The sequence below is a fragment of the Oleiharenicola sp. Vm1 genome, assembly GCF_047777955.1.
Taxonomy (GTDB): Bacteria; Verrucomicrobiota; Verrucomicrobiia; order Opitutales; family Opitutaceae; genus Didemnitutus.
Window position 1 is genome coordinate 2,835,985 of record NZ_CP180537.1, and the last position, 19,805, is coordinate 2,855,789.

At 67.3% G+C, this 19,805-nt stretch carries 23 protein-coding genes and 1 pseudogene; 12 read left to right on the forward strand and 12 right to left on the reverse strand.

Features of this window, described 5'->3' with window-relative positions; all coding sequences use genetic code 11:
* The first annotated feature begins 52 nt into the window (after nt 1-52).
* Nucleotides 53-1,081 carry an L-threonine 3-dehydrogenase gene (gene tdh / locus ACMYLB_RS13780; RefSeq protein ID WP_415911089.1) on the forward strand — a complete coding sequence of 343 codons (1,029 nt, stop codon included), beginning with the start codon at nt 53-55 and terminating at the stop codon, nt 1,079-1,081.
* 68 nt (nt 1,082-1,149) lie between these two features.
* Here tdh and ACMYLB_RS13785 read toward each other — a convergent pair whose 3' ends face one another.
* Genes ACMYLB_RS13785 through ACMYLB_RS13795 form a run of 3 tightly spaced genes read right to left on the reverse strand, consistent with a single transcriptional unit; the run spans nt 1,150 to nt 2,533 of the window.
* The gene (locus ACMYLB_RS13785) at nt 1,150-1,746 is read right to left on the reverse strand and encodes a hypothetical protein (RefSeq protein WP_415907555.1); all 597 of its coding nucleotides are present in this window, start codon (nt 1,744-1,746) and stop codon (nt 1,150-1,152) included.
* Nucleotides 1,719-1,904, reverse strand: a complete 186-nt coding sequence (locus ACMYLB_RS13790; RefSeq protein WP_415907556.1) for a hypothetical protein — start codon at nt 1,902-1,904, stop codon at nt 1,719-1,721. Before ACMYLB_RS13790 ends, ACMYLB_RS13785 begins: the two co-directional genes overlap by 28 nt.
* Nucleotides 1,901-2,533 (reverse strand): SatD family protein, encoded by a 633-nt coding sequence (locus ACMYLB_RS13795; protein ID WP_415907557.1) that lies wholly within the window; start codon nt 2,531-2,533, stop codon nt 1,901-1,903. The genes ACMYLB_RS13790 and ACMYLB_RS13795 overlap by 4 nt, the downstream gene beginning before the upstream one ends.
* 133 nt (nt 2,534-2,666) lie before the next feature.
* Between ACMYLB_RS13795 and ACMYLB_RS13800 the strand changes: the two genes are divergently transcribed.
* The 4 genes and pseudogenes from ACMYLB_RS13800 to ACMYLB_RS13815 all read left to right on the forward strand — a co-directional run bounded on the left by ACMYLB_RS13800 (nt 2,667) and on the right by ACMYLB_RS13815 (nt 6,631).
* Nucleotides 2,667-3,857 carry a glycine C-acetyltransferase gene (locus tag ACMYLB_RS13800; protein WP_415907559.1) on the forward strand — a complete coding sequence of 397 codons (1,191 nt, stop codon included), beginning with the start codon at nt 2,667-2,669 and terminating at the stop codon, nt 3,855-3,857.
* Between the two features lie 4 nt (nt 3,858-3,861).
* Nucleotides 3,862-4,617, forward strand: coding sequence for a hypothetical protein (locus ACMYLB_RS13805; RefSeq protein WP_415907560.1), 756 nt, complete (start codon nt 3,862-3,864; stop codon nt 4,615-4,617).
* A 104-nt stretch (nt 4,618-4,721) separates the two neighbouring features.
* A pseudogene (locus ACMYLB_RS13810) lies at nt 4,722-5,818 on the forward strand (M13 family peptidase); the annotation flags it as partial.
* Between the two features lie 243 nt (nt 5,819-6,061).
* A complete protein-coding gene (locus tag ACMYLB_RS13815) occupies nt 6,062-6,631 on the forward strand; it encodes a M13-type metalloendopeptidase (RefSeq protein WP_415911090.1) in 570 nt (189 codons plus the stop codon).
* A gap of 161 nt (nt 6,632-6,792) precedes the next feature.
* On the opposite strand, the gene ACMYLB_RS13820 is transcribed toward ACMYLB_RS13815, so the two are convergent.
* From ACMYLB_RS13820 to ACMYLB_RS13830, 3 genes are read right to left on the reverse strand one after another with little or no spacing between them, the layout of a single operon-like run.
* Complete coding sequence (locus tag ACMYLB_RS13820) at nt 6,793-7,623, reverse strand: alpha/beta hydrolase (protein ID WP_415907561.1); 831 nt, start codon at nt 7,621-7,623, stop codon at nt 6,793-6,795.
* A gap of 5 nt (nt 7,624-7,628) precedes the next feature.
* Nucleotides 7,629-8,942 (reverse strand): histidine--tRNA ligase, encoded by a 1,314-nt coding sequence (gene hisS / locus ACMYLB_RS13825; protein ID WP_415907562.1) that lies wholly within the window; start codon nt 8,940-8,942, stop codon nt 7,629-7,631.
* A 28-nt stretch (nt 8,943-8,970) separates the two neighbouring features.
* The gene (locus ACMYLB_RS13830) at nt 8,971-9,336 is read right to left on the reverse strand and encodes an HU family DNA-binding protein (protein ID WP_415907563.1); all 366 of its coding nucleotides are present in this window, start codon (nt 9,334-9,336) and stop codon (nt 8,971-8,973) included.
* A 95-nt stretch (nt 9,337-9,431) separates the two neighbouring features.
* On the opposite strand from ACMYLB_RS13830, the gene ubiE reads away from it, so the two are divergent.
* Nucleotides 9,432-10,127 carry a bifunctional demethylmenaquinone methyltransferase/2-methoxy-6-polyprenyl-1,4-benzoquinol methylase UbiE gene (gene ubiE / locus ACMYLB_RS13835; protein ID WP_415907564.1) on the forward strand — a complete coding sequence of 232 codons (696 nt, stop codon included), beginning with the start codon at nt 9,432-9,434 and terminating at the stop codon, nt 10,125-10,127.
* Between the two features lie 63 nt (nt 10,128-10,190).
* On the opposite strand, the gene erpA is transcribed toward ubiE, so the two are convergent.
* Nucleotides 10,191-10,508, reverse strand: coding sequence for an iron-sulfur cluster insertion protein ErpA (gene erpA / locus ACMYLB_RS13840; protein WP_415907565.1), 318 nt, complete (start codon nt 10,506-10,508; stop codon nt 10,191-10,193).
* Nucleotides 10,509-10,687: 179 nt separating this feature from the next.
* On the opposite strand from erpA, the gene ACMYLB_RS13845 reads away from it, so the two are divergent.
* From ACMYLB_RS13845 to ACMYLB_RS13855, 3 genes are read left to right on the forward strand one after another with little or no spacing between them, the layout of a single operon-like run.
* Nucleotides 10,688-11,689 (forward strand): serine/threonine protein kinase, encoded by a 1,002-nt coding sequence (locus tag ACMYLB_RS13845; RefSeq protein WP_415907566.1) that lies wholly within the window; start codon nt 10,688-10,690, stop codon nt 11,687-11,689.
* 12 nt (nt 11,690-11,701) lie between these two features.
* A complete protein-coding gene (gene rpoN / locus ACMYLB_RS13850) occupies nt 11,702-13,171 on the forward strand; it encodes an RNA polymerase factor sigma-54 (RefSeq protein ID WP_415907567.1) in 1,470 nt (489 codons plus the stop codon).
* Between the two features lie 14 nt (nt 13,172-13,185).
* The gene (locus tag ACMYLB_RS13855) at nt 13,186-13,722 is read left to right on the forward strand and encodes a YfbM family protein (protein ID WP_415907568.1); all 537 of its coding nucleotides are present in this window, start codon (nt 13,186-13,188) and stop codon (nt 13,720-13,722) included.
* 42 nt (nt 13,723-13,764) lie between these two features.
* Here ACMYLB_RS13855 and ACMYLB_RS13860 read toward each other — a convergent pair whose 3' ends face one another.
* Nucleotides 13,765-14,124 (reverse strand): response regulator, encoded by a 360-nt coding sequence (locus ACMYLB_RS13860; protein WP_415907569.1) that lies wholly within the window; start codon nt 14,122-14,124, stop codon nt 13,765-13,767.
* A gap of 26 nt (nt 14,125-14,150) precedes the next feature.
* Entirely contained in the window at nt 14,151-14,576 is a 426-nt protein-coding gene (locus tag ACMYLB_RS13865; RefSeq protein WP_415907570.1) for a response regulator, read from the reverse strand.
* 112 nt (nt 14,577-14,688) lie between these two features.
* On the opposite strand from ACMYLB_RS13865, the gene ACMYLB_RS13870 reads away from it, so the two are divergent.
* The 3 genes from ACMYLB_RS13870 to ACMYLB_RS13880 all read left to right on the forward strand — a co-directional run bounded on the left by ACMYLB_RS13870 (nt 14,689) and on the right by ACMYLB_RS13880 (nt 17,651).
* Nucleotides 14,689-15,717 carry an ankyrin repeat domain-containing protein gene (locus ACMYLB_RS13870; protein WP_415907571.1) on the forward strand — a complete coding sequence of 343 codons (1,029 nt, stop codon included), beginning with the start codon at nt 14,689-14,691 and terminating at the stop codon, nt 15,715-15,717.
* A 102-nt stretch (nt 15,718-15,819) separates the two neighbouring features.
* A complete protein-coding gene (gene eno, locus ACMYLB_RS13875; protein ID WP_415907572.1) occupies nt 15,820-17,097 on the forward strand; it encodes a phosphopyruvate hydratase in 1,278 nt (425 codons plus the stop codon).
* Nucleotides 17,098-17,105: 8 nt separating this feature from the next.
* Nucleotides 17,106-17,651 (forward strand): hypothetical protein, encoded by a 546-nt coding sequence (locus ACMYLB_RS13880; RefSeq protein WP_415907573.1) that lies wholly within the window; start codon nt 17,106-17,108, stop codon nt 17,649-17,651.
* Nucleotides 17,652-17,760: 109 nt separating this feature from the next.
* On the opposite strand, the gene ACMYLB_RS13885 is transcribed toward ACMYLB_RS13880, so the two are convergent.
* The 3 genes from ACMYLB_RS13885 to ACMYLB_RS13895 form a co-directional block, all read right to left on the reverse strand.
* Nucleotides 17,761-18,564 carry an alpha/beta hydrolase gene (locus tag ACMYLB_RS13885; RefSeq protein WP_415907574.1) on the reverse strand — a complete coding sequence of 268 codons (804 nt, stop codon included), beginning with the start codon at nt 18,562-18,564 and terminating at the stop codon, nt 17,761-17,763.
* A gap of 105 nt (nt 18,565-18,669) precedes the next feature.
* Nucleotides 18,670-19,476 (reverse strand): class I SAM-dependent rRNA methyltransferase, encoded by an 807-nt coding sequence (locus tag ACMYLB_RS13890; RefSeq protein WP_415907575.1) that lies wholly within the window; start codon nt 19,474-19,476, stop codon nt 18,670-18,672.
* The gene (locus ACMYLB_RS13895; protein ID WP_415907576.1) at nt 19,431-19,787 is read right to left on the reverse strand and encodes a hypothetical protein; all 357 of its coding nucleotides are present in this window, start codon (nt 19,785-19,787) and stop codon (nt 19,431-19,433) included. Before ACMYLB_RS13895 ends, ACMYLB_RS13890 begins: the two co-directional genes overlap by 46 nt.
* Between the last annotated feature and the right edge of the window lie 18 nt (nt 19,788-19,805).

Consider the following 19,805-nt stretch of genomic DNA (forward strand, 5'->3'; position numbering starts at 1 on the left):
CGCACCTAGCGTCTCGGCAAAACCAACCCATTCCCCTGCCATGTCCGCGAAAATGCGCGCCATCGTGAAACCCACGGCCGGTCCCGGCCTGATCATGACCGAAGCCCCGGTGCCGAAGCCGGGCGTCAACGACGTCCTGATCAAGATCAAGAAGACGTCCATCTGCGGCACCGACGTGCACATCAACAAGTGGGACCAGTGGGCCTCGCGCACGATCAAGCCGCCGCTGATCATCGGCCACGAATACGTCGGCACCGTCGCCGACGTCGGCGCGGGCGTCGAGGGCTTCGAGCTCGGCCAGCTTGTCACCGGCGAGGGCCACATCGTCTGCGGCCACTGCCGCAACTGCCTCGCCGGCCGCCGCCACCTCTGCCCCAACACGAAAGGCGTCGGCGTGAACCGCGACGGCGCGTTCGCCGACTACGTCACTATCCCGCAATCCAATGTCTGGAAGGTGCCCGCGGGCATGAACACCGACGTCGTCTCCTGCTTCGACCCGCTCGGCAACGCCGTGCACACCACGCTCTCCTTCGACCTCGTCGGCGAGGACGTGCTCATCACCGGCGCCGGCCCGATCGGCTGCATGGCCATCGCCGTCGCCCGCGCCGCCGGCGCGCGCAAGATCGTCATCACCGACGTGAACGACGGCCGCCTCGAGCTGGCCAAGAAACTCAACCCGACGCGCACGGTCAACGTGGCGAAGGAAAACCTCACCGACGTCTGGCACCACGAGCTCGGCATGACCGAGGGCTTCGACGTCGGCCTCGAGATGTCCGGCAATCCGCACGCGTTGCGCCAGATGATCGACAACATGGTCAACGGCGGCCGCATCGCGCTGCTCGGCATCATGCCCGGCGAGGTCGCGATCGACTGGAACAAGGTCGTCTTCAAGATGCTTCACCTGAAGGGCATCTACGGCCGCGAGATGTTCGAGACCTGGTATAAGATGACCGCGCTGGTGCAGGGCGGCATGGACATCACGCCCGTCATCACGCACCGCTTTCCCGTCGAGCAGTTCCAGGAAGGCTTCGAGCTCATGGGCGCCGGCAAGTCCGGCAAGATCGTGCTCAACTGGGAGTGAGACCGGGCGCGGCGACATCGCGCCCCCGTCCTGCATCGGTCGCCGCGTCCTCGCGCGACGGCGACCGCTCAACGCAGCAGCCACTTCACCGCCGTGCCCGCCGCCAGCGCCAGGCACGCCGAGAGCAGCGTGCCGATCAGCACGTATTCCGCGAACGGCCGGTCGTCGAGCGCCCGGAAGCGCGTGAACGCCTTCGCCGCGAGCACGAAGCCGATCGCGCCATACTGGCCCTGCAGCACGAAGCCGTAGAGCAGCGCGCGCTCCAGCAGGCCGATCACGCGGCCGCGGTTGTATTCGCCGACGTCGATCTCCGGCGCGCCGGCGCCGCCGGGGCGGACCTGCGGCTTCAGCCGCAACCAGTCGAACACGGCGCGGATGATGAGATTCGCCTCGTTGGCCGCAAAGAGCAGGCCCAGCAGCACCAGCTGCCCGCGCGGACTCGCCAGGGCCTCGACGACGGCCGCCAGCGCGGACCAGTGCTCCAATCCGGTGCGCAGCGAGCTCCAGAAGGGCCGGAAGCCCAACCCGGCACCGGGCGAGGCAGCGATGCTCGCCAGCAGGAGCATCGCCAGACCGACGGCCAGGCGCGCCGAGTTCTTGGGCCGGCGACGGGCGTCGAGCCACCACCCCGCGAGGTTCAGGCCGGCCACGCCGGCCAGCAGCACGAGGAAGCGGGCGTGAGCGTGAACAGCAGCAGCGTCGCGGCGGCCTCGACCGCCGCCTTGTTCGCCCAGGCGACGCCGCTCGGCGCGTCGTCCTGAAGCAGCAGGACGAGCCGCACCCCCAGCACCACGTTGGCAATCGCCAGAAACTCGAGGTTCATCGCGTTTTCGTTTCCTCGTTCAGCAGACGGGCAATCTCATCGAGGATGCGCTTCCACTCGTCAAGGTCGGCCGCCCGGATGTTTTTGTTCACGGCACGGACGGTGATGCCGGTCTTTTTGGCCAGTTCCGGTCGGCTGGCGCCCGCCAGCAGCCCCGCGAAAACCTCGAAACGCTTCGGCAGCCAGCCTTCCGTGATGCCCGACAGCACGGCGAGCGCGCCCCCGGGAAGCGTCCAGTCCGGCGCGTCCGTCGTCTGCACGCCAAACAGCCGCCGCTCGTCCTTCAGGCGTTCGAGCAGCGCCCGCGCGCGGTGAAACGCCGGACCGTCCATGCCGATCGCCTGTGCCGCGTTCACCGTCGTCGCCAGCGGCCCGGTGGCGAGGGCGAAACGCGCCTGCACCGGCGCGATCTGCGCCTGGATGCTCATGAGGTCCGCGAACACCGTCGCAGCGTCGCGATACACCGCCTGGAACTCGTCGCCGAGCGTCAGCGTGTAGGGCGACGCCAGGGCGCGCCCCGCCCGGGCGTTCACGCCCTGCAGCACCGTCTTGAGCCGACGCTGGAACTGCGCCCGCGCCGGCAGCCGGCGCGACGCCACCAGATCGGCGATGATGACCGTGTAACCCATGGCCGTCATGGAACCAAAACGGTTCCTTTTGTCAATTTGGAACCATTTTGGTTCTCATTAGCCCATGGGAACTAGACCGGTTCCGCCAGGACCGCCTTGCCTCCCCCGGGTCCGCCGCCCACCCTGCGCCGAAATGAATTCCGGTTTCTACGACCACCTCAGGAAAACCCTCGGCGAGATCGACGCCGCCGGCCTCTACAAGCGCGAGCGCATCATCACCACGCACCAGACCGCGCACATCGCCGTCGCCGGCGGCCAGCGCGTGCTGAACCTGTGCGCGAACAACTACCTCGGCCTCGCCGACAACCCCGAGCTCATCGCCGCCGCCCGCGCGTCGCTCGACCGCTGGGGCTACGGCCTCGCCTCCGTGCGCTTCATCTGCGGCACGCAGCAGCTGCACAAGGACCTCGAGGCCGCGCTCTCCCGCTTCCTCGGCACCGAGGACACCATTCTCTACTCCTCCTGCTTCGACGCGAACGGCGGTCTGTTCGAGACGCTGCTCGGCGCGGAGGACGCGATCATTTCCGACGAGCTCAACCACGCGTCGATCATCGACGGCATCCGCCTCTGCAAGGCGCAGCGCTACCGCTACCGGAACAACAACCTCGAGGACCTCGAGGCGAAGCTGAAGGAAGCCGACGCCAACCAGGCGCGCTTCAAGATGATCGCCACCGACGGCGTATTCTCGATGGATGGCTACATCGCCAACCTCCAGGGCATCTGCGACCTCGCCGACAAATACCACGCCCTCGTCATGGTCGACGACTCGCACTCGGTCGGTTTCATGGGCAAGACCGGCCGCGGCACGCACGAGCATTGCGGCGTGATGGGCCGCGTCGACGTCTTCACCGGCACGCTCGGCAAGGCCCTCGGCGGCGCCAGCGGCGGCTACACCTCCGGCCGGAAGGAGATCATCGACCTCCTCCGCCAGCGCTCCCGCCCGTATCTGTTCTCCAACACCATCGCCCCGACCATCGCCGCCGCCTCGCTCAAGTGCCTCGAACTGCTCAGCCGCTCCACCGCGCTGCGCGACAAGCTCGAGGACAACACCCGCTTCTTCCGCGAGGGCCTGGCGCGGGCCGGCCTCACCATCAAGCCCGGCACGCACCCGATCGTGCCCGTGATGCTCGGCGACGCCGCGCTGTCGCAAAAATTCGCCGCGAAGATGCTCGAGAAGGGCGTCTACGTGATCGGCTTCTTCTACCCCGTCGTCCCGCAGGGCGCCGCGCGCATCCGCACGCAGGTGTCCGCCGCCCACAGCAAGGACGACCTCGCCTTCGCCATCGAGCAGTTCGCCGCCACCAAGCGCGAGCTCGGACTTTGACCCCATGAAAACGCTGCTCCGCCCCCTCCGCTTCCTGCTGCTGGCGCTCCTCCCGCTGCTCGCCCACGCCTCGTCCAACGACGAGAAGGTGATGCAGGAGTTCAACACCACGCTCCGCGACCTGCGCCAGAAAATCTTCGCCACCGACAATCTCGAGGAGCGGATGGGCTACCAGAAGCAGATGATGGAGCTCTTCGAGCGCACCCTCACGCAGCTCTCGGACGAGGTCCGTCCCCTGATGGCCGTCTCGCTCAAGATCGTCCTGCCGCTCCAGCAGCAGAGCGCCGACTACCTCGGTCTCGTTTCCAAATTCAACCAGTCCGGCCAGGGCGATCCGGCGACGCTGAAGGCGCGCGAGGAGATCCCGTCCCGCATCGCCGCCCTCGAGGAACTGGAGAAGCAGAACGCCGCGCTGCTCGAGCGCATCAACGGCATGAACGAACGCGTCGAGAAGGCGCTCGACGAGGGCAAGGTGAGCGGCGCCCATCGCGCGAGCTTCCTCGCCGGCTACAACGGCAGCACCGGTCGCACGATCGGCCCGATGAAGGCCATCCGCACGCTCGACGGCCTGATCTTTGCCCAGATGAAGCTGATCTACCGGCATCTCGACGAGCACTGGGGCAAGTGGCAGGCCGACGACACCGGCTTCAAGTGGCAGGACGAGGCCGCGCAGAAGAAATGCGACGAGATGCTGACCGAGCTCCAGTCCCTGATCGCCCGCGAGACGAAGGCGGAGCAGCAGCTTTCCACCCGGATGTGATCCCAGCCATGAAAACCACCCTCCTGCTCCTCCTCGCCGCCCTCGGCGCCGCTCCGCTCCGGGCCGACGCGCCCCGCCCCATCACCGCCGTCGACCGCGGCTACATGGACCTCGCGGTCAATCCCGCGCACGACTTCTACGACTATGCGAACGGCGCCTTCAGCAAGGTGCCGATTCCCGGCGAATACTCCGGCTACGGCGTGAACCAGGAGATCGACGAGCGCAATTTCGCCATCCTGAAGGAAATTCTCGAAACCGCCGCCCAGACCAGCGGCCCGCGGGGCAGCATCGCGCAGCGCGTCGGCGACTTCTATGCCGCCGGCATGGACGAGGCCGCCATCGAGGCCGCCGGCCTCCGGCCGCTCGCGCCCTACTTCGCGCAGATCGACGCGCTCGCCGCGCCCGCCGACATCATCCCGCTGCTCGGCCGCTTCTACGTGCAGGGCACCGACTGCGGCTTCCGCTTCGGCGCGACCGTCGACGACAAGGACAGCACCGCGATGATCGCCGGCTTCGCGCAGGGCGGCCTCGGCCTGCCCGAGCGCGAATTCTATTTCCGTCCCGACCCGAAGTCGGTCGACATCCGCCAGGCCTACGAGGCGCACATCGCACGCATGTTCGCGCTCGCGGGCGAGCAGCCCGAGCAGGCCAAGGCCGCCGCCAAGGTCGTCCTCGCGTTCGAGACCAAGCTCGCCGCCGCCTCGCGCAAGCTTGTCGACCTCCGCGATCCCGAGAAAAACTACCACAAGTTCAAGCGCGCCGAACTCGACGGCGCCGTCCCCGGCTTCGACTGGAAGGGCTTTTCGCCGCGGCGCAGCTGCCCGCGACCGAGCAGGCCGTGCTCGTGGGCCAGCCGGAGTTTTTCACCGCGTTTGCCGCGCTGACGACGTCCGAGCCGCTCGACGCTTGGAAGGCCTACCTGCGCTGGTCGCTCCTCCACGACGCCGCCAACTACCTCGGCCACGCGTTCGTCGACGAGACCTTCTCCTTCTACGGCAAGAAGCTCACCGGCCGCACCGAGCTCCGCCCGCGCTGGAAGCGCGTCCTCGCCGCCGCCGACGGCGCCATCGGCTTCGACCTCGGCCAGCTCTACGTGCAGCGCGCCTTCAGCCCCGCGGCCAAGGCCCGCGCGCTCGAGATGGTGAAGTTCCACCTCCAGGCCATGCGCAACCGCATCGCCGCCTCCACCTGGATGAGCGACACCACGAAGCAGGCCGCCTACCAGAAGATCGAGACCATGCGCAGCAAGATCGGCTACCCCGACGTCTGGCGCGACTACCGCTCGCTCACGATCACGCGCGATTCCTACCTCGAGAACATGATCGCCGCCTCGGCGTTCAACTACCGCCGCAACCTCGACAAGCTCGGCAAGCCAGTCGACCGCAACGAGTGGTTCATGACGCCGCAGACGAACAACGCCTACTATTCGCCGCAGCTGAACGAAATGTGCTTCCCCGCCGGCATCCTCCAGCCGCCGTTCTTCGACGAGCAGGCCGACGACGCCGCGAACTACGGTGCCCTCGCCTCGACGATCGGCCACGAGCTCACCCACGGCTTCGACGACGAGGGCCGCCAATACGACCACGAGGGCAACCTCAAGGGCTGGTGGAACGAGGACGACGTGAAACGCTTCGAGAAACTCGCCGACAACATCGTCGCGCAATACAACGCCTTCGAGCCGCTCCCGGGCCTGCACATCGAGGGCCGGCAGACGCTGGGCGAGAACATCGCCGACGTCGGCGGCCTGCGCATCTCCTACGAGGCGTTCAAGCTCGCCACGGCGCACAAGCGCCTCGCGCCCATCGACGGCTTCACCCCCGACCAGCGCTTCTTCATCGCCTTCGCCCAAGGCTGGCGCACGAACCAGCGCCCGGAGGACGTGCGCACGCGCATCCAATCCGACGTGCACAGCCCGATCAAGTGGCGCGTGCTCGGCCCGGTCGCGAACTTCCCCGAGTTCTACGACGCCTTTGGCCAGCCGCGCCCCGCGAACCTGTTGCCCGAAATTTGGTGACGCCCCCGCGGCGGCGCGATCGAGCGGTAGGGGCGCTTGACCTCAAGCGCCCTTCATGGCCTCGCGCGCATGCCGAAGGGCCGTGGAGGGCAGCGGCCCCTACCCACGATCAATGCCTGCGCGTGGGTTCACGTTCAGCGTTTCGATGGTCCCGCCCCACCTCACGGCAAAGCCGCTTCGAAATCCCGCAGCGCCGTCCAGTAGCGCTCGCCGGCGATCTCCATGAAGTCGTTGTGCCGCGCGCCCTCGACCCAGAGGCGCGATTTCCGGCCGGGCGCGGCGGCGAAAAGCTTTTCACCGTGCCGGAACGGGATCACCTCGTCGGCGGTGCCGTGCATCACGAGCACCGGGCACGCCACGCGCGGGAGTTTGCGCAGATTCTCGAATTGGTCGAACGGCAGCACGCGCCAGCGCGTCACCACCCGATAGACGCTCATGAACGCCGACTGCAGCACGAGCCCCGCGACCGGCTCGCGCGCCGCGAGATCCGTTGCCGGCCCGCCGCCGAGCGAGCGCCCGACCAGCACCACGCGCGACAGCGGCACCTTCAGCATGCCCTGCAGGTAGCGCGCGGCGGCCGCGTTCGCCGCGTAGATCGCCTGCTCGTTCGGCACGCCGGTGCTGACGCCGTAGCCGGGATAGTCGTAGGCGAAGACCGCGAAGCCGCGCGCGTGCAGCTCGCGCAGGAACGGCTCGAGCGAGCCGAGATCCTCGGCATTGCCGTGGAAGAACCAGAGCGTGTGCCTCGCGGCCGGATTGGGCAGGTAAACCGCCGCGATCGAGCCACCGTCCGGTGTGGGAATTCGGATGACGCTCTCCGGCTCCTTGCGCGAGGCGTAATCCGGGAAATAGAGCATGCGGTCGACAACGCCGGCCGCGAGGGCCGTGAGCGCGACGTAGAGAACCAAGCCCGCGAGGGCGAGCCATGTTCCGATTCTCCAATAATCGTGCGGCGCCATGCGATCCGGATTGCGGCCCGAATAGTGGCGCATCGCTCTCAATGCCCGCCCAGCGCGTCGCGCACGGCGTCCGCAACGCGGTCGCACGGCACTTCGCGCTCGGAGCGGTCGGTCAGGTCGCGGATCTTCACCACGCCCTTGGCCAGCTCGTCGCCACCGTAGATGAGCGCGAGCCGGGCGCCGGATTCGGCGGCGGCTTTGAACTGCTTGCCGAAAGCCACGTCCTTGAGCGGATACTCGACGCGCCAACCGGCCGCGCGCAGCGCGCGGATGTCGGCGAAGGCCGCCAGCCGCTCCTGCTCACCGCCGATGACGGCGTAGAGGTCGGGCGCGTTGACGAAGGTCGGCGCGAGGCCGCGCTGCTCGAGCAACAGGCCGGTCGTGACGTCGCCGATGGCGAAGCCGACGGCGGGCAGGTCCGCGTAGCCGAGTTTCTTGACGAGATCGTTGTAGCGCCCGCCGCCGGCAAGCGCCCGGAGGTCGCCCTTGCGATCGAACGCCTCGAACACGAAGCCTGTGTAGTAAGCCAGGCCGCGCACCACGGCGAGGTCCACGCTCACGAAATCGCTCAGGCCCATCGCTGCGAGGCCGCCAAGGACCTTGCGCCAGTCGGCGAGCCGCGCGTTCAGTTTTTCCGACGCGAAGGGCGCGAGCGCAGCTTCGAGGTCGGCGAGGCTCTTGATCTGGAGAAACGCCAACACCCGCGCCTTCGTCTCGTCGGCCAGCGCGCCGTGCGCCTCGACGTAGCCCTTGAAGGCGTCGTCGCCCATCTTCTCGTAGCGGTCGATGGCGCCGAGGATGCCGCGCGACTGCGCGTCGTTGAACCCGAGTGCCTCGAGGTAGAAGAACCACAGGTCCCGGTCGCTCAGGCGGACGTAGAAATCGTCCTTCGTCAGGCCAAAGCCGGCCAGACACTGGACGAGCAGCGCGATCAGCTCGATCTCCGCCTCGGGGCCGGCTTCACCGAAGATGTCGGCGTTGAATTGGTTGAAGGCGCGCAGGCGTCCCTTCTGCGCACGTTCGTAGCGATAAAATTCCGCGATGCTGAACCACTTGATCGGACGCTTCAGCGCCCCGGCCTTGGCGCCGACCAGGCGGCACACGGTGGGCGTCATCTCCGGACGCAGTGAGACGTCGCGTCCGCCCTTGTCGGTGAAGGAGAAGAGCTGGCCTTCGATCTCGTCGCCGGACTTGGTCGTGTAGAGCTCCAGCGGCTCGAGCACCGGCGCGTCGTATTCCTGAAAGCCGTAACTGGTGGCGGCTTGGCGCCAGACGCGGAAAATGTGCTGACGACGGGAGAAGTCTTCCGGGTAAAATTCCCGGAAGCCTGGGAGGGACTGGAATCCTGCCATGAAGCGGTTGCGGAGGACGGGCGGCCGATCAGGCCGTCTCGTCGTCATCGCCTTCGTCGGCGGAGGCCGGCGCGGGCGGGTTGGCTTTGAGCTGCTCGAGGTTGAGCGCCTTGATTTTCTGCTTCAAAATCTTGCCGCTCTTGAACTTCACGACCGCGCGCTCGGGGATCACGACTTCCGTCTCCGGCTTGTTCGGATTACGGCCGACGCGAGCCTTGCGCACTTGGACTTCGAGCACACCGAAGTTGCGGAGCTCGACATTTCGGCCCGCAGCAAGGGCTTCCATGACGATGTCGAGAGTCATCTGCACGGTGTCTTGGATCTGTTTCTGCGGGAAACCCGTCTTCTCGTAGATCTCCAGCACGATTTCGCGTTTGGTGAGGTTGGTCGACATGGCGTGGTGGGGTTGAGGTTTTGCGGCACAAATAATTCATGAGCGCGTGCTTGCGTCAACGGCAAACCCGCGCAATGCCTAGACCCCACTTTCTGATGCCTGACGCCTCCGCCGTTCGCTCCATGTTTGCCCGCATCGCCGGTCGCTACGACCTGGCGAATCACCTGCTGAGCGGCGGCGTGGATTTCTGGTGGCGTCGCGTGCTGGTGCGCCGCGTGCACGACGCCCGCCCGCGCGACGTGCTGGATCTCGCAACTGGCAGCGGTGACGTGGCTTTCGCACTCGCCGACGGACTGCCCGCGGGCGTGCGCATCCTCGGCATGGACTTCTGCCAGCCGATGCTGGACGAGGCCGTGAAAAAGCGTGTCGCGAGTTCCCGCTGGCACCCCATCGAGTTCCGCCAGGGCGACGGCATGGCGCTGCCGCTGGGCGACGCGCAGTTCGACGCGCTCACGATTTCCTTCGGCCTGCGCAACATGGCCGACCGCCACAAGTCGCTCACCGAGATGCGCCGCGTGCTGCGTCCGGGCGGCCGGCTGTTCGTGCTGGAGTTCTCGCAGCCGTTCGCGTGGTTCCGCCCGGTCTACTACACTTACCTCAAATACGTGCTGCCGTCGATCGCCGCCGTCGTGACCGGCGACCGCGGGGCCTACGAATACCTCTGCGGCTCGATCGAGCAGTTCCCCGACCGCGAGGCGATGCGCGCGGAGATCCTGCGGGCGGGCTTCAAGAGCGTGCGCGCCACGCCGCTGACCTTCGGCATCGTCGCCCTGCACGAGGCGCAGGCGTGAGTCGCGCGACGCGCGGCGAGCGCGAGCCGGCCGCGACCGTTGCCCGGTCGCGCGCGGACGGGCTCAGTTGAACGACTTGCCGCAACCGCAGGTGCTCTGCGCATTGGGATTCTTGATCTCGAATCCCTTGCCGTGCAGGCCGTCGTCGAAATCCACGCTCGAGCCGTTCAGGTAAACGAGGCTCGTCGGATCCATCAGCACCGGCACGCCTTCGCTCACGAACTCCTGGTCGCCCTCCTTCGCCAGGTCGAAGGACATCCCGTATTGGAAGCCCGAGCAGCCGCCGTTCTCGATGAAGACGCGCAATTTTTTCTGCGCATCGCCGAGCTCGGCTTGCATCTTGCGCACTTGCTGCGCGGCGCGGGGCGTAAGCGTGATCATGCGCGCAACGTAGGAGCGAACGCCGCGCTGTCAATCGGCCCGCGCGCGCCGACAAGCGGCTCTCGCGCCCCGTTTGCGCCACGCCGAAATCCGCCGCGCGTCAATCCCTGAGCAGGAACCGTGCAAATTTCGCAGCAGAGTTCTTGCCACGCCCCGGCGCGGCGCGTTTTCTGGGACTCGTGCCGTCTTTGAAGCACATTTTCAACGAGCTGCACTACGAGCTCACCCGCAAGATCTCCGAGGGAGGCATGGGCGTGGTCTACGAGGCCGTCCAGCGCGGTGCCGGGCAGTTCCGCAAAGTCGTCGCGGTGAAACTCATCCGCGAGGAATACTCCGCGATCGAGGAGTTCCAGAAGAACTTCATCGGCGAGGCCCGGCTCGTGGCCGACCTCATCCACACCAACATCGTCCAGACCTACCATCTCGGCCAGATCGGCGGGCAGTATTTCATGACGATGGAATATGTCGACGGCGTGAACCTCGAGCAGTTCCTCGAACGCCACGCCGAGCTGCGGCGACCCGTTCCGGTCGATCTCGCGGCCTTCATCGTCTCGCGCGTCTGCCGCGGCCTCAGCTACGCCCACGCCAAGCGCGGGGCCGACGGCCGCCTGCTCGGCATCGTCCACCGCGACGTGAATCCGAAGAACGTCATGATCGCCCACGAGGGCGACGTGAAGCTCACGGACTTCGGCATAGCGAAGGCGTTGGACCTGATGTATAACGAGGAAGGCAAGGTCATCCCGGGCAAGGACGAGTATCTCTCCCCCGAAGGCGCCAGCTACGCCGTGACCGACGCCCGCTCCGACCTGTTTTCGCTCGGCATCGTCCTCTCCGAGCTGCTGCTCGGCAAAAACCTCTTCCGCGCGGTCAACCGCATCGAATCGCGCCGCAACATCCTCCAGATGCCGGTCCCGCGCTTCGCCACGCTGCGGCCGGAGATCGACGCGCGCCTCGAGGCCATCCTGCAGCGCGCCCTCCAGCGCGAGCGCAACCAGCGCTACCAGACCGCCGCCGAGATGATGACCGACCTCGAACTCTACCTCTACAGCGACCGCTACGGCCCCACCAACGAAAAGCTGTCGGTCTACCTGCGCGAACTTTACTCCCCCACCGCCACCGCCCACGCCCCCCAGCTTTCCACGCCGCCCCTGCCCCCGCCCCCGCTTGAGCGCCTCCGCTAATTTCCTGCGCCTATGAGTGGTCCGGGTTTCCAACAAAGCTTCCAGCAGCGGCAGACGCAGCAGCTCGTGCTCGCGCCGCAGATGCGGCAGTCGCTGAAGATCCTGCAGGTCGCCGCCCTCGACCTCCGCGCCACGATCCAGGAGGAACTCCAGGCCAATCCCACGCTCGAGGAATTGCCCAGCGAAGGCATCAGCCTCGACCGCAACGACGCCAACTCCGACCGCGACTCCGACGCCTCCACCGACAAGAGCACGAACGAGGCGATGGATTTCTCCAAGGACAAGGACCTCGAGATCCTCGGCAAGCTCAACGACGACTGGCGCGACCACCTCAGCGACACCGGCGGTGTCCGGCAGATGTCGCCCGAGGAGGACGAGCGCCGCCAGCACTTCCTCGAGTCCCTCACCTCCGAGACCTCGCTCTCCGAGCACCTCATCCAGCAGGCCGAGCTCGCCGACGCCCCGTTCGAGGTGAAGACCGCGATGAAGTTCCTTGTCGGCTCGCTCGACGACCGCGGCTTCCTCACCTCCTCGCTCTCCGACATCGCCATGATGTCCGGGCTGCCGCTCGACGTCGTCCAGCAGGCCTCGAAGCTCCTCCGCTCCTTCGACCCGCCCGGCATCGGCGCCGCCGACCTCGGCGACAGCCTGCTGATCCAGCTTGCGCACAAGGGCCGCGAAAAATCCGTCGCCGCGCGCATCATCCGCGACCACTTCGAGCTGCTTGTCCGCCGCCGCATCCCCGACCTCGCGCGCAAGATGGGCCTGCCGCCGGAGACGATCCAGGAAGCCATCGAGGAGATCGGCACGCTCGACCCCTCGCCCGGCCGCCGTTTCGCCGACGACGCCAACCGTGTCGTGGTCCCTGACGTCACGGTCGAGAAGGAGGGCAGCGAGTGGAAGATCAGCCTCAACGCCGACTACATCCCGCGCCTCCGCCTCTCCAACACCTACAAGGAGCTCATCGCGAAGGGCACGCTCAACAAGCAGGAGCGCGACTACCTCCGCGAGAAGCTCCGCTCGGGCAAGTTCATCATCAACGCCATCGAGCAGCGCCAGCGCACCATCGAGCGCATCACGCGGGAAATCATCCGCCACCAGACCGAGTTCTTCGAGGAGGGCGTCTCGAAGCTGAAGCCGCTCACGATGACCCAGATCGCGGACATCATCGGCGTGCACGAGACGACCGTCAGCCGCGCCGTCGCGAACAAATACATGAAGACCCCGCACGGCGTCTTCGACATGAAGTTCTTCTTCACCTCCGGCTACCAGTCGGAAGCCGGCCAGGCCGTCGCCAACACCAGCGTGAAGGAAATGATCGCCGACATCATCGCCGGCGAGGATCCCGGCGCCCCGCTGAGCGACCAGGACATCGTCGGCGTCCTCGACGGCAAGGGCCTGAAGATCGCCCGCCGCACCGTCGCCAAATACCGCGAGGAACTCGGCCTGCTTCCGAGCAACCTGCGGCGACGCTACGACTGAGAGATTCGTCCTCCATGCGTCGCGCCCTCTCCTGCGTTCTGCTCACGGTCGTCTTGCTCTCCCCGCGCGCTTTCGCCGGGATGGTGATGTCCTTCTACGCCATCCCAGCCGCGGACGCGCGCGAGCTGACCAACGCCAAGATACAAGCGCTGCTCGAACACACGGATGCCCCGAAGATGCTGGACATCGACAAGGCGTGGCATGGCCTCCATTTTCTGCTCACCGGGAGCGGCGAACCGACCAATGACATCCGGTCGAAGGCGATTTTCGGCGGAAAGGAAATCGGAGATGACGTCGGCTATGGCCCGGCCAGGCTGCTGACCGCCAACGAGGTCAAAACGATCGCGCGTGCCCTGAAGAGCGAGACGAGCGAAAAGCTTCGCGCACGCTACGATCCCAAGAGGATGGACGCCCTCGGAATCTACCCTGGCATTTGGGTCCGAGACGGCACAGAGGCGCTGCACTACCTGCTGGAAAATTACGCCGCGCTAGTCGCCTTCTACGAAAAGTCGGCCGCAGCCGGTCACGCGATATTGATCGTGCTCTCGTAATCGCGCCGTCCTGCGATCCGAAGAGATCGCCGCGCTTGCGCCTCACGCGCTCAAGCCCAGCGCATCGTGCAGCGCCTTGCGGATGTGCTGCAGCGAACACGGCTTCAGCAGCACGCCGCTGAGCTGCGCCAGCGTCACGCCCCGCGCGAGCAGCTCGGGGTTCATGTAGCCGGTCATCAGGATCCGCTTCGCGTTCGGCTGCACCGTCATCGCCTCGACGAGAAAATCCAGCCCCTGCACCGGGCCCGGCATCATGTGGTCGCACACCAGCGCGTCGAACTGCCGCGTGCCGAGCAGCAGACGGGCCTCCTCGACGCTGGCCGCGACCTCGATCTCGAACTGCGCTTCCAGCATCCGGGTCATGACGACCGTCAGCTGCACCTCGTCGTCGAGCAGCAACACCACCGGACGTCTGGTGGCCGCCTCGCTCATCCGGTGGCGGCCACCGCCTGATCGTGCAGCTTGGCGGCTTCCTGGACGGTCTTGACCAGCTCCGGCAGCGACACGGGCTTGAGCAGGTAGCGGTAGAGCGCCGCCTCGTTCACGCTGCGCAGCAGCATCTCGGGCTTCATGTAGCCAGTGACGAGGACGCGCTGGGTGTTCGGATATTCCTCGCGCACGTGGACCAGAAAACTCAACCCGTTGCCGCCGGGCATCAGGTGGTCGCACACGATCACCTTGTATTCCTTCTTGTGCAGCATGAAGCCCGCCTCGCGCGCCGAGCCGGCGAGATCGATCTCGAAGAACGGCGCCAGCGCCTCCGCGTAAAGCGCGATCAGCGGCCGCTCGTCGTCCACGAGCAGGACCGCACCCTTCTTCGCCGCGTTGGACGGAGCGTTGGTCGGAGCTGTCATCGCGCGCAAGAGTTGTTGGCGGCGAATTTCTTGGCAAACCCAAACGCCGCCCGCGCGCCCGGGATTTGGTTTGCGTGGCCCTCCGGCCGCGTGATTCCCTCGTCGCCGTCGCATGGCCCAAACCGATCTCTTCGTCGCCGCGCGCGAAGGCACGTTTCCTCTCGTGCCCGCGGAACAACTGACCCCGGAGAACCTCACGGCGCGCAACGCCTCGGGCAACACGCCGCTGCACCTCGCCGCCAAATACGGCTCGCTCGACCAGCTGCCGCTCGCCGTTCTCACCCCCGACACGCTCACGCTCAAGAACGACGCCGGCTACACGCCGCTCCACCTCGCCGCCCGCTCCGGCCGCCTCGCCCAGGTGCCCGCCGGGTTCCTCACGCGCGACTACCTCCTGCTGCGCTCGAACAGCGGCTTCACGCCGCTCCACCTCGCCGCCGCCGCCGGCACGCTCGACCAGATCCCCGCCCCGCTCCTCACCCTCGAGACCGTCCTGCTCAAGACCGACCACGGCAACACGCTCCTCCACGAGGCCGCCGAGGCCGGCACGCTCGACCGCTTCCCGCACGCGTTCATCACCCGCGACACGCTCACCACGCCCAACATCTCCGGCGAGACCGTGCTGCACGTCGCCGTCTTCAACGGCCACCTCGACCAGGTCCCCGCCGAGTTCCTCACCGCGGAAAACCTGCTCACCAAGACGGCCAACCACGACACCGTCCTCCACGCCGCCGCGATCTCCGGCCACCTTGACCAGATCCCCGCCCCGCTCTTCACCCACGAGAACCTCGTCCTCGCCACCAAGGCCGGCTACACCGTCATCCACGCCGCGGCCGAGTCGGGCTACCTCAACCAGATCCCGCGGGAGGCGCTGACCATCGACCTGCTGATCTCGCGCAACGATTTTGGCGACACCCCGCTGCACGCCGCCGCCGTCGAGGGCCACCTCAACCAGGTGCCGCGCGAGATGTTCAACCGCACCACCCTCCTCATCCGCAACTACAACGGCGGCACCCCCATCGGCGCCGCCATCCGTCACGGCCACGCCGACCAGTTGCCCGAGGATTTCCGACCGAGGGAACCAAACGCCTTCCAGCGTTTCCTCTACCGGATCGGCCTCGCCCGCCCGCCGCACACTTGACAAACGGCAGCGTTGCAGCGCCGCCCCCGCTCTGCTCCGCTCCCGGCTGACTCCGTCCTCCGACGGCCGTCACCCGTCCTCTGTTCTCTGTCCACCCTTCTGATGAATACCACCATCACCGCCATCACCGCCCGCGAGATCATCGATTCCCGCGGCAATCCCACTGTCGAGGTCGACGTTCGCCTCGCTTCCGGCCACCTCGGCCGCGCCGCCGTGCCCTCGGGCGCCTCGACCGGCGAGCACGAGGCCATCGAGCTCCGCGACGGTGACAAGGCCCGCTACGGCGGCAAGGGCACGCTCAAGGCCGTCGCCAACGTGAAGGCCAAGATCGCCCCCGCCCTCCTCGGCATGGACGCCACCGACCAGGTCGGCGTCGACAAGGCCATGCTCAAGCTCGACGGCACCTCGACCAAGTCGAAGCTCGGCGCCAACGCCATCCTCGGCGTCTCGATGGCCACCGCCAAGGCCGCCGCCAACGCGCTCGGCCAGCCGCTCTACAAATACCTCGGCGGCCCCAACGCGAAGGTCCTCCCCGTTCCGATGATGAACATCATGAACGGCGGCGCGCACTCCGATGCCCCGATCGATTTCCAGGAATTCATGATCATGCCCACCGGCGCGAAGTCCTTCTCCGAAGGTCTCCGTATGGGCTGCGAAGTCTTTCACTCGCTCAAGAAGGTTTTGAAGGAAAAGGGCCTCGCCACCGCCGTCGGCGACGAAGGCGGCTTCGCCCCGAAGCTCGAGTCCACCGAGGCCGCGCTCGACGCCATCGCCGTCGCTGTCAAGGCCGCCGGCTACAAGCTCGGCAAGGACATCAACCTCGCCCTCGACGTCGCCTCCTCCGAGTTCTACGTGAAGGAGAAGAAGCACTACGTCTTCAAGAAGTCCTCCGGCCAGATCCTCACCGGCGACGAGATGGTCGAGTTCTACAAGAAGCTCACCTCGAAGTATCCGATCATCTCCATCGAGGACGGCTGCGCCGAAGGCGACTGGACGACGTGGAAGAAGCTCACCGACGCCATCGGCGACCGCGTGCAGCTCGTCGGCGACGACCTGTTCGTCACCAATACCGAGTTCCTCAAGAAGGGCATCGATACCGGCACCGCGAACTCGATCCTCGTTAAGGTGAACCAGATCGGTTCGCTCACCGAGACCTTCGACGCCGTCGAGATGGCCAAGGAAGCCAACTACACCGCCGTCATCTCGCACCGCTCGGGCGAGACCGAGGACGTCACCATCGCCGACATCGCCGTCGCGACCAACGCCGGCCAGATCAAGACCGGCTCGCTCTGCCGCACCGACCGCGTCGCGAAATACAACCAGCTCCTCCGCATCGAGGAAGAGCTCGGCAAGTCCGCCATCTACGGCGGCAAGCTCTGACGCTCCCCGTGTCCACGCTCCGATTGAAAGTTCTCAGCGCTGCCGTGCTCGCCACGGCAGCGCTCTCTTTTGCGGCCGAGGCGAAGAGGGATGCCCCGCCCGCCGAAAAACCCGCGGAAAAACAGCCCGCGCCGCCCGCCGCCAAACCGGCCGACACGAAGCCCGCCGATCCGAAGAGCGCCGGCCTGAAGACCGAGGGCGAGACCGTGAAGATGCCCGTCTTCACCGTCACCGGCCAGCGCCTCCGCGAGATCGACGTCACGATCAAGAAACTCGAGAAGCAGATCTCCCGGGAGAAAAAGCAGCTCGAGAAGAGCAACCTCGACGAGACGCTGAACGGCGAGAAGGTCTCCAAGGCCGCCTCGATCTTCGGCGGCAAGTCCACCGTGCAGCGCGCCTCCGTCGCCGCCGTGCGCATCGAATCGATGGAGAAGGAGCTCCAGCTCCTCGAGACGCTCCGCACGCCGCTCACCAAGGACGACCGCGCGATGATCGAGAAGCTGGTCGAGGACCAGCGCACCTACCGCCGCAGCCTCGACGAGGCGCTCCGCTGAGAATTTCCGCCGCGGTTCCCCTAGCCGCAGCCGAAGCACACACACACTGATAACGACACCAAGGGAAGGCCGGACTTCGCCAGAAGCCCGGCCTTTTCGTCTCCCGGGCCTAGCGCCCCGGCACCGGGCTGCGCTCGATGCCGAGATTCCGGCAATGGAACTCCAGCGCGTCCTGCACATGCCGGTCCCAGTAGTCCCAGTCGTGCGCGCCCGGGTGCTCGCGATACTCGTGCGGCACGCCCTCCCGCTCGAGCAGCGCGTGGAACTCCCGGTTGTCCGCCAGCAGATAGTCCGCCGTGCCGCAATCGAGCAGCAGGCGCGGCAACCTGCCCGCGGCCTGCGCCCGCCGCGCGTGCACCAGCAGGTCGTGCGACGTGCCGTTCGGCCGCTCGCCGAAGATCCGGCGCAGCTCCGCAACCAGCTCCGGCGGCTTCTCGCGGTGCCGGCCGGCGGCGATGGCCGCGTCGCTGAAGTCCGCGCTCGCCCACCCGATCGCGCCCGAGTGGCTGTTGACCGAGGCGAAGGTGTCCGGAAAACCCAGCCCGAGCCGCAGCGCCCCGTAGCCGCCCATCGACAATCCGCCGATGGCGCGCCCACCGCGCTCGGCGCGCGTCTGGAAGTTGCGGTCGATGAAGTCCACCAGCTCCACGCCGATGTGCCGCGCAAACGCGCCGCCCTGCTCGTTGTCGGTGTAGAAGCTCCGGTAGCCGTCGGGCATGACCACGATCAGCGGCAGGTCGCGCAGATACCACTCGAGCCGCGTCCGGCGCAGCCAGTTCGTCGAGTCGTCCGACAAGCCGTGCAGGAGGTAGAACACTGGGAACGGTCCGCGTCCCACGCTCGGCAGCAGCACCTGCGCGGTGGTGTGTTTGTCGATGACGGCGCTCCGCCAGTGAACTTCGGCCCAGGGCATAGGCGCGAACTCAATCCACCGCGCGGCGCCGCGCAAGCTCCCGCTGCGGCACGGCGCCCCGCCCGCCCTGGCCCCGTGCGCCGCGGCGCGGCCGGCGCGGCGGCGCTACTCCGCGCGCAGAATGTAGCCGCGGAGGTATTCGCTCTCCGGCATCGTCGCCAGCACCGGATGGTCCGGCGGCTGGTGGCACCACTCGAGCACGTGCACGCGGCGCTTGGCGTCGTTCGCGGCCTGCGCCAGCACCTGGCGCAGCTCCGCGTCGTGCATGTGGTGGGAGCAGGTGTAGGTCGCGAGCACGCCGCCGGGGGTGAGCGCCTTCAGGGCGCGCAGGTTGAGTTCCTTGTAGCCGCGGAGCGCGTTCTCGAGCGCGCTCTTCGACTTCGCGAACGGCGGCGGGTCGAGCACGATCACGTCCCAGGCCGGCGCGGCGTCGCGCTGCGCGGTGAACCAGTCGAAGACGTTCGCGAGCACAAACTCCGCCGCGACGCCGTTGCGTTCGGCGTTCCGCTTCGCCTGGCCGATGGCGTCGTCGGCGCTGTCGAGGCCGAGCACGCGCGCCGCCCCCGCCCGCGCCGCGTGCAGCGCGAACGAGCCCTGGTTGCAGAAGGCGTCGAGCACGCGCTTGCCCGCGGCGTATTTCGCCATAGCCGGGTGCTGGAGCCGCTGGTCGAGGTAGAATCCGGTTTTCTGCCCCTGCTGCAGGTCGAGCCAGTAGTCGAAGCCGTCGATCGCCGCCCAGCGGGGCGCCCACGGCTGGCCGCTGCGCGTGCGCGTCTCCAGCACCAGCCCCTCGAGGCGGCGCAGGTTCGAGTCGTTCCGGAAGATGATTTCCTGCGCGCCGGTCAATTCGGCGAGCAGGTCGCCGATCAGCGCCGCGCGCTGGTCCATCGCGAGCGTCTGGATCTGCAGCACGATCGCGTCGCCGAACTGGTCCGCGACGACCCCGGGCAGGCCGTCCGACTCGGACCAGACCAGGCGCTTGAATCCCCCATCCCGCCGCGCCGGGCGATCGCCGCGGCCAGCGCGGCGCGCAGATAGGCCTCGTCGAGCGCCACGCGCTCGCGGCTCAGCCGGCGCCAGACGATCTGCGACTTGGAGTTGTAGAGGCCGGTGCCGAGCAGGCGGCCGGCGCGGTCGCGGCATTCGACGACTTCGCCGTCGTGTTCGGCGGGCAGCAGCGCCTCGACTTCGTTGGCGAACACCCACGGGTGTCCGTCCAGCACGCGCCCCTTGGCGTTCGG